11 protein-coding genes are annotated in these 15,143 nt (G+C 60.7%); 2 read left to right on the plus strand and 9 right to left on the minus strand.

Annotated elements, in window-relative coordinates; all coding sequences use genetic code 11:
• Positions 1–1,875, minus strand: a 1,875-nt coding sequence (locus tag HV711_RS19360; RefSeq protein WP_175145204.1) for a site-specific integrase, incomplete at its 3' end; no start/stop codon positions are given.
• The gene (locus HV711_RS19365) at positions 1,868–3,805 is read right to left on the minus strand and encodes a hypothetical protein (RefSeq protein ID WP_175145206.1); all 1,938 of its coding nucleotides are present in this window, start codon (positions 3,803–3,805) and stop codon (positions 1,868–1,870) included. The genes HV711_RS19360 and HV711_RS19365, both read right to left, overlap by 8 nt.
• A gap of 105 nt (positions 3,806–3,910) precedes the next feature.
• Between HV711_RS19365 and HV711_RS19370 the strand changes: the two genes are divergently transcribed.
• Positions 3,911–5,287 carry a YifB family Mg chelatase-like AAA ATPase gene (locus HV711_RS19370; RefSeq protein WP_425195029.1) on the plus strand — a complete coding sequence of 459 codons (1,377 nt, stop codon included), beginning with the start codon at positions 3,911–3,913 and terminating at the stop codon, positions 5,285–5,287.
• A 332-nt stretch (positions 5,288–5,619) separates the two neighbouring features.
• Here the strand turns inward: HV711_RS19370 and HV711_RS19375 are convergent, their stop codons facing one another.
• Positions 5,620–6,276, minus strand: coding sequence for a hypothetical protein (locus HV711_RS19375; RefSeq protein ID WP_035478937.1), 657 nt, complete (start codon positions 6,274–6,276; stop codon positions 5,620–5,622).
• Between the two features lie 238 nt (positions 6,277–6,514).
• On the opposite strand from HV711_RS19375, the gene HV711_RS19380 reads away from it, so the two are divergent.
• Positions 6,515–7,048: a TlpA disulfide reductase family protein gene (locus HV711_RS19380; RefSeq protein WP_013586990.1), complete on the plus strand. Its 534-nt coding sequence runs from the start codon at positions 6,515–6,517 to the stop codon at positions 7,046–7,048.
• Between the two features lie 132 nt (positions 7,049–7,180).
• On the opposite strand, the gene HV711_RS19385 is transcribed toward HV711_RS19380, so the two are convergent.
• The 6 genes from HV711_RS19385 to HV711_RS19410 all read right to left on the minus strand — a co-directional run bounded on the left by HV711_RS19385 (position 7,181) and on the right by HV711_RS19410 (position 15,086).
• Complete coding sequence (locus tag HV711_RS19385; RefSeq protein ID WP_028361592.1) at positions 7,181–8,533, minus strand: sigma-54-dependent transcriptional regulator; 1,353 nt, start codon at positions 8,531–8,533, stop codon at positions 7,181–7,183.
• A gap of 16 nt (positions 8,534–8,549) precedes the next feature.
• Entirely contained in the window at positions 8,550–10,550 is a 2,001-nt protein-coding gene (locus tag HV711_RS19390) for a sensor histidine kinase (protein ID WP_035478946.1), read from the minus strand.
• A gap of 64 nt (positions 10,551–10,614) precedes the next feature.
• Positions 10,615–11,895 (minus strand): dicarboxylate/amino acid:cation symporter, encoded by a 1,281-nt coding sequence (locus HV711_RS19395; protein WP_028361590.1) that lies wholly within the window; start codon positions 11,893–11,895, stop codon positions 10,615–10,617.
• A 374-nt stretch (positions 11,896–12,269) separates the two neighbouring features.
• Positions 12,270–13,340: an ABC transporter ATP-binding protein gene (locus HV711_RS19400; protein WP_035478935.1), complete on the minus strand. Its 1,071-nt coding sequence runs from the start codon at positions 13,338–13,340 to the stop codon at positions 12,270–12,272.
• 19 nt (positions 13,341–13,359) lie between these two features.
• Entirely contained in the window at positions 13,360–14,151 is a 792-nt protein-coding gene (locus HV711_RS19405) for an ABC transporter permease (protein ID WP_013586985.1), read from the minus strand.
• On the minus strand, positions 14,148–15,086 hold the full coding sequence (locus HV711_RS19410; protein ID WP_013586984.1) for an ABC transporter permease: 939 nt from the start codon (positions 15,084–15,086) through the stop codon (positions 14,148–14,150). The genes HV711_RS19405 and HV711_RS19410 overlap by 4 nt, the downstream gene beginning before the upstream one ends.
• Positions 15,087–15,143 lie beyond the last annotated feature (57 nt).

Below are 15,143 nucleotides of genomic sequence, written 5' to 3' on the forward strand. Positions count from 1 at the left end.
TCCCGCGCCTTGCTTCATCATGTGCACTTCTATCGCAGCGCGAGACAACCCGTTTCGTTTCATCTCGAATAGCGCGGGATGCCGATCCTCAAATAGACCGGGACGTAACACATGCTGAATACGCAGTGCGCGCTCACGCTTTAACGCCCCTGTATCCATTGCATCCTTAATCCGCTGTCCCTCCTTGCGATTCGCACCATCAAGGACGTAGATCATCGTAGTCAGAAGGTTGCGGTGGCCCAACTGCTGAGATAAAGCCTGGAGCGTCGCATTGGAATATTGATAGTAGTAGACCAGCGCGTAGAACCTCCGGAACATGTGGGGCGTGGCGATCAGGGTCGCTTCGTCACCTAATGCCAAACGAACGAATTGCTCTGCGGCTCCACGACAAGACTCGAATTCGTACCAGCAGTGCTCCGCCCCAATGCCCGCTGTCCAGCTTAAGCGACGATACGAAAACAGCGACCGTTCGCGGACCGGCGTCGCCGACCATGTGCAGCGACCTGCGGCTTTGTCGAAATCGACATATATGCGCTGAATAGACTCTAAAAGATTGGACGCGTCAACAGTCAGCTGATTGACATAGAAGTCCTCGTAGTCCATATGTGTTTTTTCCAGATAAAACTTACCCTCGAACAACCCTAGCTCGATCGAAACGGATTTGATGTATCCGCTGTGAATGCCAAACTTCCTATGGACCACTTCATCCCTGCGACGCGCATTCATTGATGTCACCACTACAAAGACCGCCGTATAGAGAAGAAGGATCGCGCGGCGCAGCGTCATCGTGCTTGAATTTGGTGCTGGGGAATCCAGGCCGGTCATCGGGGACGGGAGGAGAGAATCCAGATGTTCGCGCGCTTTGGACGTCGCAAATTTGCTTTGGAGCTCGCTAACAACAAAGCGTTGGAGGTCAACTTTTCCCGTATATCCTGAACACGAAAAAAGTTCTTCAAGCAGATCGACGATGCGTGGGCCGATCTCGTAGATCCAGCGGCAGCCCTCGGAAAGTAGCAATCCCGCTTCTGTAACACCGAGATTTCTTGTCCTCGAGATAGGCTTGCCATATTTCTTCGCCGTATCCTGCAAATTCGGATACGGGTACGCAGACGCTCCCAAGCCAAGTGGCAAATCAAAGAGATAATTCAGTGCTGCCATTACTTCGCGCAAGCTGCTACGCGACATCAACTCGGCTGGCTGCTCGTCTTCGCAAATAAATTCGGACATGTCGAGTTGATCATGATGATGGCTTCTGGCTAACTTGATAATTTTGACGTAGTGGGCGGTCTCTTGTCCCTGAACGTTGGTGCCCAACGCTCGACGAAAAGCTTCGGTTGCAACGTTGGGGCTCCAAGAATTTCTGGTCAATCGCGTTAAGTCGCCCCCGTCCTGTATGTGTTCAATCAGCCTTTCACGGATTGCCAAGGCGCGTTCCCAGCCCCCATTACCGATGGAACGGATGAGTTCGTCCCAAGACTCACGATCGACTGACGAGACTGAAGTCCCATTGCGAAACCACATGTACTCAAAAAACTTCGCGAGGTTCTTTGCCAGGTTCGTAGCACGACGCCGAAAGGCTTTTTCGGTGATCGACCGGCGATAATATTCGTTGAGTGCGAGTACTATCGCCGCCGCAAAACTAGGTTGGTCGCGGAACCGTTGACACGTCGAATATAGGGCATTCGGCGGAAGCCAGAATTCACCGACATCAATTTCGAAGAATGATGATTCGTCATGGCGAGCGCCTGGATCAGGAAATCTCACACGCCAAGTGCCGAGTAATGTGACTTGACTTCCGAGCGCTGAGCGCACGAGTTCCATCAAGCTATCAGGCTCATTTGTATTGACCCGCTCCCCCGTGTCAAGATTAGTCATTCGCTATCTCCCTTTCTATATGGTTGAGTACGTGACCGTAAGGACCTTCCTTTACGTACACATAGAGAGCAAACGTGAAGAACATGCTTGGGACATGGAAGGCATGGAATGCGTCTGGATTCGCCTGAAGTAGTCGCTGCCATGAATCTCGGTAATAGCGTCTTTTGAGAGCCAGTTCGTTAAGACGGGCCTCATTAAGTACGATCCTCTGGTTCCGACACTCTCCATCGACGTGGCAACGCTTTCCATCGCAAAATTCGCCCGCTAAATACGAAGGATCGGGAGGCTCCGCCGGGTTCGCGCACGTCGTGCCATCGCCGACTGGAATCATCAAGTTGGAGTCAACAAATTTAGTGTCCGGGGCGGGTCCGCGGTAGCGCCCATCTTTCTCGAGCTTGAACTTTACGGTCGCCTCGAACCTACGTTGGAATTCGAGGTTATTGGCCGAATTGAGCCTTTTGGCGAACTCCTGATCGAGATAGACACCAGTTGTTGCGATCGTTTTGTGACCTGCGACTTGTCGTGCTCTTTCTGGATCCCGTGTTGACAGGAAATGCCCCATTAACACCTGCGTGCGTATTTGATCGAATGAAAACGGAGCGATTCCATGGCTTTCACAGAATCTCGGCAGAATCCCTTGAAAACCCACATACTGATGCGTGTACGGCTCAGATTCCGAGTTTGAATATCCAAACCATATTCGGGTTTCATTTTCTTCTACACGGCCCAACTGCTTCAATTGAGCGAGATTCCATAGGACTAACTCGAGCGCTTTTATGCCGTACCTGTGAGTTTTGTCAATATATACAAACGGCGTATCGTCGTCTGTTTTGGATTTGAAACCTTGGATTTCATATCCATCGTCGGTTTTGCTGATTCGATCAGAGGTTAGATTCACTACCCCATTCATGTTCCACCCGGTATAGAACATAAGCAAAAGAAATGCCGCTGCTAATTCGTCTGTGTGAATTCGATTCAACAGAAAAAGAACATTGCGAGCGCTACGTTCGATATGTTTTTCGAGGGCTGGATATAACTTCCTCAGGGGGTCCTTCGCGGCTGAAAAAATAAAAGTCCCAGCTTTTTGAGGAGTCGCCAACTTCTTTATTTCTATTTGCTGGAGATAGGCACTGATACAGTCCTCTGAGGATACTTGTGCAACCTCTCTAAATACCCAATTCGAAACATGTACGTGGCTAGTGAGGCGATCAAACGCAATTACTGTGCGTTCAGGCAAATCAAGTTTTGCTCGCGCAAGTCGATTCAAATCAGTTCGAATTTCGTCCCAAAATGTCAAATCAGAAATGCACGCCTCAATTATTCTTTCCGAGTCGGCATCAATTCTTCGAAGTGCTTTTTCTTCTAGGTCTTTAATCGTCTCGTGCGTTAATGCAGATATTGGCGCGCGTTCGTTGTAATTCCCATCCTCTTGCACCAAATCGCTGATTATCGGGCGCGGCTTTGACCGCTGAGGCTTTTGGCGCCTGACACGCATCGTGCTTGGAGTTACCTGCTCAAGGAACAAACCAGCGGTTTCTCCAAAACTAATAACTCGCGCCCTCAGTTCGCCTATCGCTCGCTTTTGTACGGTGTCGGCCAACTCGGTTCTTTTGGCGCACCACTCGACCGCTTCGAACATTTCAAAAAGATCCGACCGCCTTATTTCTTTGGACGGGGCGGCGAAGATTTTTTGCACGCGACTGTCAGATTGTCCCAGTTCTATTGCCTTGTGCAGCAGATTCATTGCCGAAGTGCCATACGGCTGGATAAGGGAACGCGCGGAGATACTACGAAGCATCTCTTCGAGCCAGCCATCCGTACCCATCGAAGCCTTCCGGATTGTGAAATTGACAACGGTTCTGTATTCGCGTGAATACCGTCGATAGCTTGTCATCACGGGTATAGACACGTCGGCTTCTACTGTGCTCATGCAGAGTAATCCTATAGTATAAATGTCTGATTTTTATAGATAATTGTTCTTGATTCATATTGTTATACTACACTTACCTCAACGGTCAATCTCGCGCCCGCGGACTTGCCCAAGGAGTCCGGCCGCTTCGACCTGCCCATTGCCTTGGGCATTCTCGCGGCGAGCGGACAGATTCCGGCCGAGTCGCTCGTCAATCGGGAATTTGCCGGCGAGCTGTCGTTGACGGGCGCACTGCGTCCGATGCGCGGCGCCTTCGCGATGGCTTGCGGCACGGCGCGCGGCGCCCGTGCGGGTGCTGGTGCGGGTGCCCGTGCCGCGGTCGATGATGGAAGCGCGGCCGCACAGCTGCCGCCGCCGCGCAATCCACAGCTGTATCTTCCCGCGGCAAGCGCGGCGGAAGCGGCGCTTGTGCCCGGCGTCGACGTGTACGGCGCGACCGATCTGCCGTCGCTGTGCGCGCATCTCGCCGATGCGCCGGACGCGCGCCTTCATCCGGTGGCCGCGCCCAGCCTGGCCGATGCCGCGCCTGCCGCGGTGCCCGACATGGGCGATGTGATCGGTCAACGGGGCGCGCGACGCGCACTCGAAGTCGCGGCGGCCGGTGGTCACCACGTGCTGCTCATTGGCCCGCCGGGGGCGGGTAAGTCGATGCTGGCCGCCCGCTTGCCCGGCCTGCTGCCGCCCATGACCGACGACGAAGCGCTCAGTTCGGCGGCGCTGCTATCGGCGAGCCGCGCCGGTTTTACGCCGGCGCAATGGCGCCGGCGGCCGTTTCGGGCGCCGCATCACTCGTCGAGCGCGGCAGCGCTGGTGGGCGGGCGCAACCCGCCGCAGCCGGGCGAGATTACGCTCGCGCACCTCGGCGTGCTTTTTCTCGACGAATTGCCGGAGTTCGACCGCGACGTGCTCGAAACACTGCGCGAGCCGCTGGAGGCCGGCCGCATCACGATTTCGCGCGCGGCGCTGCAAGCCGATTTTCCGGCGGCGTGCCAACTCATCGCGGCGATGAACCCGTGCCCATGCGGCTGGCGCGGTGACCCCAACGGACGTTGCCGCTGCACGCCGGAGATCGCGGCGCGCTACCTGCGCAAGTTGTCCGGTCCGTTGCTCGACCGGATCGACATTCAACTGGAAGTGCCGGCGCTCACGTCGACGGAATTGTCCGCGCGCTCGACTGCCGCCGGTGAAAGCAGCGAGGCCATCGCCCGCCGCGTGCATGCCGCGCGCGAGCGGCAATTGGCGCGGCAAGGCAAGACGAACCGTGAATTGAGCGGACGTGAAGTCGACGAAGTCTGCCGTCCCGACGCGGCCGGCGAAGCGCTACTGCGGGAGGCGGGCGAGCGTTTCGGCTGGTCGGCGCGGGCCTATTACCGGGTCCTGAAGGTTGCGCGCACTATCGCCGACCTGGCCGGTGCGAGCATGCCGAGCGCCGCGCAGATCGGCGAGGCGGTTCAATACCGGCGCGCTTTTGGCTCCAGTTGAGAAGAAAAATATGCTGTCAAGACTTGACTTATACACACGTCCGCGTTCCAGATAAATTTTGAAACATCTGAAAGGTACTTCGAAGGCGCCCCGCTGATGCCTTTGATTTAAAAGAATTTTTTATGAGGCGCCGTCGGCGTTGCGGCTGACGAAATGCCCGCCGGGCGGGCATCTGCGGCAAAAAAACGGGAGTTCTCAACAGAGTTATCCACAGAACGGTCCATGCAGTGGAAAACCTCAAGGTAAACCGCGAATTAGCGCTGGAAGCTACGAAGGAACTTTCACTGTGCGAGCGAATCGCCTAGCCGGGCAATCGGCCAAAACTACCGCTTTCAATACAGTTGGAACGACGAAAAAAACTGGTCGACCTGTTCCTGCGGCAACGGCTTTGAAGCGATGATCGCCGCCTGATACGCATGGCGTCCGCGTGCCACGAGGCGCGCGTACACCGTCCGCGACTCATGAGCCGAGCCGGCCTCGCCGGTCAGCTTCATCTCCAGTCCGGGAACTTTGCCGCCTGCCGCGAGCGGGATCTGGACCACGTGGGCGTCGGGCGGGACGCCTACATTTCGCGCGAGGCCGGTGCGCAGAAAGTCGAGCGCCTTGCGCTGCGTCGCTTCGCTGTCGTCGGGCAGCATCAGCGTGCCGACCGCGAACACCGCGTCGCCGGCTTCGGCCGTCTGCATGGCCATCTGCATCGGCGTGCCGTCGATCTGCACCGCGCGCTGATCGTTGCCCGGTTTGGCCGGCAGGTCGATGGCATAGCCATTGTCGTTATTCATGATGGTGCGCCAGTCGAAGGTCGGCGAGCAGCCGCCGAGCACCACACCGAGCGCGAGCGCGCAGGCCGCCACGCGTACTGCCGACCAGGCTCGCGACCCGCGGTGCGGGGTTGGATCCGCGGCATGGATAACGGAGGCGCGACTCGGGAAACGATGCGAGGGAATTCGAGCGAGGAGCAGGAGAAGGCGAAAAACTGTGTGGAGCATGAGAACTGGGCACCGGTGACGCGGCTGAGATGGCGTGAGGATCAAGCGCTATTATCCGTCGGCAGTTGGAAGCGTGCGTCGGGACGGCATGAGCCTCTCGCCGCCGCCTCGGCCACGCTCCGGCCCTGCACTGCCGCGTCGCCCGAATAGGACTACAATAGCGAAGTTACGCCGCAGCGCTCCCGAGCCCAGCCGGCGCACTGCCCCGCGCGTTTGCGCGACTTCCGAGGTTCCGTTCATGAGCTCCATCACGTCGACCAGCGCCGTCACGCGCACGAATCCGCTTCGCTATCTGATCATCGCCGCCGTGGCGATTGCGATCGGCGTGGCGGGTTATTTCGCGTTCGCCGGCCAGCAGCGCGTGCCCGACGCGACCTTCACGCTGCTCTCCGGCCAGAAAGTCACCACTGCGGACCTGAAAGGCAAGGTCTACCTCGTCAACTTCTGGGCAACGAGCTGCGACACCTGCATGAAGGAAATGCCGCAAATGGTGCAGACGTATAACCGCTTCAAAGGCAAAGGGCTCGAATTCGTCGCGGTCGCCATGAGCTACGACGCGCCGATGTACGTGACCAACTACACGCAAACCCGTCAGTTGCCGTTCAAGGTCGCCATGGACGACGGCTCCGCCGCCAAACAGTTCGGCAACGTGCAACTGACGCCGACCACCTTTCTCGTCGATAAAGACGGCAAGATTCTGAAGCGTTATGTCGGCGAGCCGCAATTCGCGGAACTCGACCAGTTGCTGGAAAAAGCCCTGAACGCGGCTTGAGCGCAAGAGCGCCACGGCGGCTGACCGGTGTCGCCAATCGGTGACGAAACCGGTCGCACAACCCGCTAACCCACAGCGAGCTTAAGGCTCAATAAAAAACGCCGGCATTGCAAATTGCCGGCGTTTCCATTTTCACCGCTCTCCATCCCCTTTGGCCGCAAGCCCATAGCGCTTGATCTTCTCGTAAAGCGTCGCCTTGCCCAACTGCAGCCGGTCCGCCGCCACCGCCACCGCTCCGCCGCATTGCTCGAGCGCCTCCGCGATCACCGCGCGCTCGAACTGCTCGACACGCTCCTTCAACGGCTGGGTGTCGCCGCCCTCTTCGCCGAAAGACATCACCGGATCGTCGGCGACGCCGAGGACGAAGCGGTCGGCGGCATTGCGCAGCTCGCGCACGTTGCCGGGCCAGTCGCGCTGCATCAAGCTCGCGCGTTGCCGGTCGGTGAGAATCGGCGCGGGCCGCTGATAGCGCACCGCCGCGTCGAGCAGAAAATGCTCGAAAAGCGGCACGATGTCCTCGCGACGCTCGCCAAGCGGCGGTAGAGCGATCGTCACCACATTCAACCGGTACAGCAAATCGCGGCGGAACGAGCCGTCCGCGACGTGTTCGGCCATGTCGCCTTTTGCCGCCGCGACCACGCGGCAGTTCACGCGAATGGGCTGATTGGAGCCCAGACGTTCGAGCACACCGTCCTGCAGCACGCGCAGCAGCTTGACCTGCAACCCGAGCGGCATGCTTTCGATTTCGTCGAGGAACAGCGTGCCGCCCGATGCATGTTCGAGCTTGCCGATCCGGCGCTTCGCGGCGCCCGTGAAGGCGCCTGGCTCGTAGCCAAACATCTCCGATTCGAACATTGGCTCAGGCAGCGCGCCGCAATTCACCGCAATAAACGGTTTGTCGCGCCGCGGCGAGAGCTCGTGCAGGCTGCGCGCAATGAGTTCTTTGCCCGCGCCGGTGTCGCCGTTGATCAGCACGGACGCATCCGTCGGCGCAATGTTGGCGATGAGCCGCCGCACCTGCTCGATGGCCGGACTGCGGCCGATGATGCGCGGCGCCACCGCATTCTGCCCCGCGAGCTCGCGCCGCAGCGCGTTGTTTTCGAGCACGAGCTTGCGCCGCTCCAGCGCGCGCCGCACGGTCTCGATCAGTCGCTCCGACGCGAACGGCTTTTCGATGAAGTCGTACGCGCCGTCGCGCATCGCCTGGACCGCCATCGAAATATCGCCGTGACCGGTGACGAGAATCACCGGCACGTCGGGCGCGCGTTCGTGACATTGGGCGAGCAGATCGAGCCCGCTTGCGCCCGGCAGCCGGATGTCGCTCACGATCACGCCGGAGAAATCCGCGCTGATCGACTTCGCGGCGGATTCCACGGACGCATGGCCGACCACGTCGAAGCCCGCCAGTTGCAGACTCTGCACGCTGGCGCGCCGCACGAGTTCGTCGTCTTCGATATACAGCACCTGCAAGCCGTCGTTCAGCATGTCTTTCTCATGGGATTCAGGAACCCGTCGCGAGCGAGTCCGCGGCAGGGCTCGTCTGCGCGCGGGCGCGGCGCAGCGTCAACACAAATAATGCACCGCCTTGCGGCGCATTACGCGCCACGAGCGTGCCGCCGCAGTCCCGCGCGATCGACGACGAAATGGCGAGCCCGAGGCCGAGGCCCTGGCCCATTTCCTTGGTGGTGAAAAACGGTTCGAACAGGCGCGGCAAGACATCTTCGGGAATGCCGGGGCCGTTGTCGCTTACCGCGAAAGACAGGCTGTCCGCGGCGACCTCGATGTGGACCGAAATGCGCGGCGCGCCGCTGCCCGCGGTCGCGTCGAGCGCATTGCCGAGCAGATTGATGAGCACCTGTTCGAGACGCAGGTCGTCGCAATGAACGATCAGCTCGGGATGATCGTCGGCAAGGTCGAGCGGCGCGCGCGCGCCGCTTTGCGCATCGAACAGCGCAAGCTCCAGCTCGACGCCCTGCAGGCGCTTTTGCAGCAACGCGACGGCGTTGCGCAGCGCGCGCACGGCCGGCGCACGCGCGCTGCGCGGCCGCGCCCGTCCAACAAACAGCTTCAGCTGATTGGTGATCTTGCCCATGCGCTCGGTGAGCGCGGCAATCGCTTCCAGATTCTCACGCGCCGACGCCTGGTCACCCCGCTCGAGCAGCACGCGCGTGTTGTCGGAAAAGCCGCGCAGCGCGGCGAGCGGCTGATTCAGTTCATGCGTGATGCCGGCCGCCATCTGGCCGAGCGCGGCGAGCTTGCTTGCCTGGATCAGCTCGTCGTGCGCGGCGCGCAGTTCCTGCTCGGCGCGCGTGCGTTCGGCGACCTCTTTTTGCAACTGCTCGTTTGCCTGCGAGAGGTCCGCGGTACGTTCGGCAACGCGCTGGTTCAGCTCCGCATACGCCTTTTGCAGCAGCGCGCGGCTGCGCATCACTTCGCGCACGCGCGCGCGGCGCATTCTCCAGTAGAAGGCGAGCAGCACGAGCGACACATAGCCGAAGCCGGTCACGATGGTCGCGTTGCGCGCGTCGGCGTCCACGGGACTCACCGGCGCCATGGTGATCAGATGCCAGTCCGGTACGCCCATGCCGCGCCGCGACGCGAGGTAGCGCGGCGCGTAGCGGCCGCCGCCCACGCGCACGATCTGCGCGTCGCCGTCCAGCCTGCGCTCGATCGTGACCGGCAGCGGCGCGATCGGCTGCTGCGCGTATTGACGCGCCTGGTAGATGGAATCGGCGACCTGCCCGGAGAGCGGTCGTATCGTGTGGTATTTCCAGGCGGGCACCGACGAAAGAAAGATCACGCCGTGGTCGTCGGTGACGAGCAGCGGCTCGGACGCGTCGGCGCCCTGAAACCATTCGAGATCGAGTTTGACGACGGCCACGCCGACAATCTTGCCGTCGCGCCGCACCGGCTGCGAAATGTAGTAGCCCGGCGCCTGCGAGATCGTGCCGATGCCGAAAAAGCGGCCCACGCCGCCCCTGACCGCGTCGACGAAATACGGCCGGAACTGATAGCCCGCGCCGATGAAACTGCCCGGGCCTTGCCAGTTGCTCGCGGCCACGCAGTAGCCGTCGAGCGGAATGATGTAGGTGACCGTGGCGCGCGCGTGGCGGTTCAGGTCTTCGAGATAGAGATTCGCGCGCTCCACGTTGGCCGGCGACGGATCGACCAGCACGTCCTGCACGATAGGATGTTCCGCGAGCAGATACGGCAGCGACTCATAGCGCTCGAGCGTGCTTTTCAGCGAGCTGGTGGTGCGGTCGACACGCCCGGCCGCATTGAGCCGCAAGCTGTCGATCCCGCTTTGCCACGCGATGCTGTAAGTGAGCCCGCACGCCGCCGCGAGCCCGGCGACGAGCGCGAAGAGGATCAGCAGGCGGCGGGTCACGTTGGCAATATCCGGTCGGGTGTGATCGGATATTGTGGCATAAGGCGAAGCGCCGTCGGCGCGAGCTTCCCCGGCCGGCGGCATTGGGTTTGGGCGCGCGGTCACCGGTTGCATGTTCGGGTGTCCGCGGCCGCGAATGTCACGCTTTTTTAGGAGGCGATGCCAGACGACGTCCGGCTCAAACGCCGGCGGGCTCCTTGACCGCCACGTCGCCGCGCAACGCGGCATTCAGCTTGTTGCGGTCCAGTTCTTTTTCCCACGCCGACACGACGACGGTCGCGACGCCATTGCCGACGATGTTGGTCAGCGCACGGCATTCGCTCATGAAGCGGTCGATACCGAGAATCAGCACCATGCCCGACAGCGGAATGGTCGGCACCACAGCCAGCGTCGCGGCGAGCGTGATGAAGCCCGCGCCCGTCACGCCGCTCGCGCCCTTCGAGGTCAGCATCGTCACGGCGAGCAGCGTGAGCTGCTGCGTCCACGTGAGGTCGGTGTTGGTCGCCTGCGCGATGAACAGCACGGCCATCGTCATGTAGATGTTGGTGCCGTCGAGGTTGAACGAGTAGCCGGTCGGTACCACGAGGCCTACCACCGAGCGGGAGCAGCCGAGCTTTTCGAGCTTCAGCATCAGTTGCGGCAGCGCGGCTTCGGACGAGCTCGTGCCGAGCACGATCAGCATCTCTTCCTTGATGTACGCGACAAAGCGCAGGATGTTAAAGCCCACCGCGCGCGCGATGATGCCGAGCACCACGACCACGAAGACAATCGACGTCAGATAGAACGTGCCGATCAGCTTGAGCATGGGCAGCAGCGAACCGATGCCGTACTTGCCGATGGTGAACGCCATCGCGCCGAACGCGCCGATCGGCGCCAGCTTCGTGATGATGCCGACCATGCCGAACAGGATGCTCGACAGGCTTTCGATAAACGTCGTCACCGGCTTGCCGCGCTCGCCGATATGCGCGAGCACCGCGCCGAACAGCAGCGCGATCAGCAGAATCTGCAGGATTTCACCTTGCGAGAATGCCGACACGAGCGTGTCCGGAATGATGTGCATGAGGAAGTCGACCGTGGTCTGGCCGTGCGCCTTGGCGGCGTACGACGCGACTTCCTTGCCGTTCAGCGTGGACGGATCGACGTTGAAGCCGACGCCCGGACGCAGCAGGTGCGTGGCGGCGAGGCCGAGCACCAGCGCGAAGGTCGACACGATCTCGAAGTACAGCAGCGCCTTGCCGCCCACGCGCCCGACCTTCTTCATGTCTTCCATGCCGGCAATGCCGGTCACGACCGTACAGAAGATGATCGGCCCGATCACCATCTTGATGAGTTTGATGAACGCGTCGCCGAGCGGCTTCATGTCGACGGCGAGATTGGGATAAAAATGTCCGAGCGCGATACCGATGATGATCGCCACGATCACCTGGACGTACAGCACTTTATGGATAGGTTTCTTCACGATGTTTCCTGCGATGTGGGTGAGCCCATGGCCTGCCACGCTGCGCATCATGCGAACGAATGAACGTCGCCTCTGCACGGCATTAGGCCGCGACAAGACGACGAATTCAGAAATACCAGGAAGGGAAATCGGACATCGTTGTCTCCTTGCTTTAGTTGTCGGACCGTTGCGGCCGCGCCATCTATTTTGCAAGCTCGATGCCAGCTTGATGCTTAAGACATACCCTTGATTCTTATAGATTTTTTATTCGAGACAGCCGCGCGCATTCCGGGTTTCCGGAAATCCGGACGAGCGGCGTCGGGAAAGCCGGAATTCATCGCGGCAAAAACCTTAGGGAAAACCCGCGGCCTTTGCCGGCGGGCTTTCGCGCGTGTTCAGGCGTTGCCTTCTTCCAGCACCAGCAGGTTGTCGTGGGAAAAACCGAGCGACACCGGCTGCCCGCGCTCGGGCAAACCGCGATTCGGGTCGTTGAACACGTCGAGCGAAATCACCGCATCTTTCACACGTGTTCGGATCCGCACCACGGCGCCGAGGAAATTCACTTCCTCGACGGTCGCGTTCAGCGTGTTGCGCCCGGGCGCCGCCGGTTCGAGCACGATCGCCTCGGGCCGAAGCGCCAGCAGGCGCTTCTTGCCTGCGTCGCCGGCGGGCAGTTCCTGGGTCGTGGTGAGCTCCTGGCCATCTACCGCCATCTTGCCGGTTGCCGGATCGACTACATGCCCGGCCAGAATGTTGAGCGTGCCGACAAACGACGCGACAAAGCGTGTACGCGGATAGTTATAGATCTCCGAAGGCGAGCCGATCTGCTCGACGCGCCCTTCGTTCATCACGACGATACGGTCGGAAATGGACAGTGCCTCTTCCTGATCGTGCGTGACGAAAATCGACGTGATGCCGAGTTCGCGCTGCAACGCACGAATGTCCTGGCGCAGCGAGATGCGAATCTTGGCGTCGAGCGCGGAAAGCGGTTCGTCGAGCAACAGCACCTGCGGCTTGCCTGCCAGCGCGCGCGCAAGCGCGACGCGCTGCTGCTGGCCGCCCGAGAGCTGCCACGGATAACGGCCGCCCAGCTTCGGCAGCTTGATGAGGTGCAGCATTTCCTCTACACGCTGATCGATCTCCGCCTGCGGCCGATGCGTGATCTTCAGCCCGAAGCCGATGTTCTCGGCCACCGTCATGTTCGCAAAGAGCGCATACGACTGGAACACCATGCCGACCTTGCGCTGACGCGTGCGCAAATGCGTGACGTCCTTGTTGTCGAGCCGGATGACGCCGCGCGTCGGCGCCTCGAAGCCGGCGATCATCCGCAGCACGGTGGTCTTGCCGCAGCCCGACGGTCCGAGAAACGTGATGAACTCGCCGCGCTCGATCTTCATGTCGAAGTGATGCAGCGCGATGTTCGCCCCGAAGGACTTGTGCAGATTTTCGATTTCGAGAAATGCCATGATTCGCTGCCTCAGTGAGTCAGATTTTCTGGCCGCTTAACGCGCGGGCCGAGCCGAACACCTGGATCAGGCCCATCGACGCCCACGTGATCATGAACGCGATGATCGCGAGCGCCGACGGCTCATACGCGCGATTCGCGCCGATCAGTTGCAGATACGGGCCGAACGCGGGCCGGTCGAGCAGGCTGGCCAACGTGAATTCGCCGATCACGACCGCAAAGGTGAGAAATGCGCCGGACAGAATGCCCGAGCGGATATTCGGAAAGATCACCTTGAAGAGAATGGTCGGCCAGTTCGCGCCGAGACATTCGGCGGCTTCGGTGAGCGAGCGCACGTCGACGGCGCGCAGGCCCGCGTCGACCGCGCGGTACATGTACGGCAGCGAGAGCGTCACGTAGCCGAACACGAGCAGCAGGTCGGTCGCGCGCTCATTGCTCGTGAGCGGCAAAATCGAACTGCTGTTGTAAATGCGCAGATAGCCGAACACGATCACGATGGCCGGCACGACGAGCGGCAGCAGCGTGATGAATTCGACCACCGGCCGCAGCTTCGGCAAGCGCAGCTGCACCCAGTAAGCCGTCGGCACGACGAGCAGAATGCCGACCACGATCGTCAGCAAGGCCATCAGAATGGAATAGCCGAACGACGCCTGAAAACGCGGATCGCTCAGCACGACGCTATACGCTTCAAAGCTGTAGGTGCCGCGCTTCATCCGCAGACTGAATTCAAAGGTGGCGATGAGCGGAATCAGGAAGTAGAGCGATCCGACCGTCATCGCGGTCCACGCGCCCACGCGCGATTGACTTTTCATCGACGGCCCCTTTCGGCGCGCGAGCGCAGCCAGATATACCCGCCATTCGACAAACCCGTCACGAGCACCATGCCGAGCGCGAGCGCGTAGCCGAGATTCTGGTTATGCATGACGTCGCCGCGAATCTGCGCGAACAGCAGAATCGGCACGATGTTCAGCGAACTGCCCGTCAGCGCGTAGGCCGTCGCGACCGCGCCGAACGCGTTGGCGAACAGCAGGAGCGTCGCGCCGAGCACGCTCGGCCAGAGCACCGGCAGCGCGACGTAACGCCAGTATTGATACGCGGTGCCGCCGAGGCAATCGCAGGCTTCGCGCCATTCGCGCTTGAGGCCGTCCAGCGCAGGGGTGACGATCAGCACCATCAACGGAATCTGGAAATACAGGTAGGTGAGCGTGAGCCCCGAAAAGCTGAGAATGCTGAAACCCGTCGAATACAGATTGAAGCCGAGGTATTTCTTCAGCAGCACGGTGACGAGACCCACGCGCCCGAGCGTGCAGATGAAGGCGAACGCGAGCGGCACGCCGGCGAAGTTCGACGCCACGCCGGAGAACGTCATCAATGTCGGACGAATCCAGCCCGGCAGCTTGCCCTGCACCGCCGCCCACGCGAGCAGCGAGCCGATCAGCGCGCCGCCCGCGGCGGACGCCGCGCTCACCTTGAAGCTGATCCAGTAGGCGTCCAGCACGGACGGCTGAAACAGATCGCGCAGATTGGCGAGCGTGAAGTGACCTTGCGCATCCTGGAACGCGCCGATCATCAGAAAACCGGTCGGCAGAATCAGGAACAGCAGCGCGAACGTGAAGAACGGCACGACGCCGATCCATGCCAGCATCTGCGACGCGCGGCCCGGACCGTCGACGCGCGGCGCCGGCTTGGGCACCGGCGGCACCAGCAGTTCCGGCTGCACCGATCCAGCATCCGATGAAGCGCTCATAGTTCACCCTTTGGGCTTGACGACTCGCGCCGCGGAAACCGCCTTGCGAGCGGCGCC

This window comes from Paraburkholderia phenoliruptrix (assembly GCF_902859825.1).
GTDB classification, from domain to species: Bacteria; Pseudomonadota; Gammaproteobacteria; order Burkholderiales; family Burkholderiaceae; genus Paraburkholderia; species Paraburkholderia phenoliruptrix.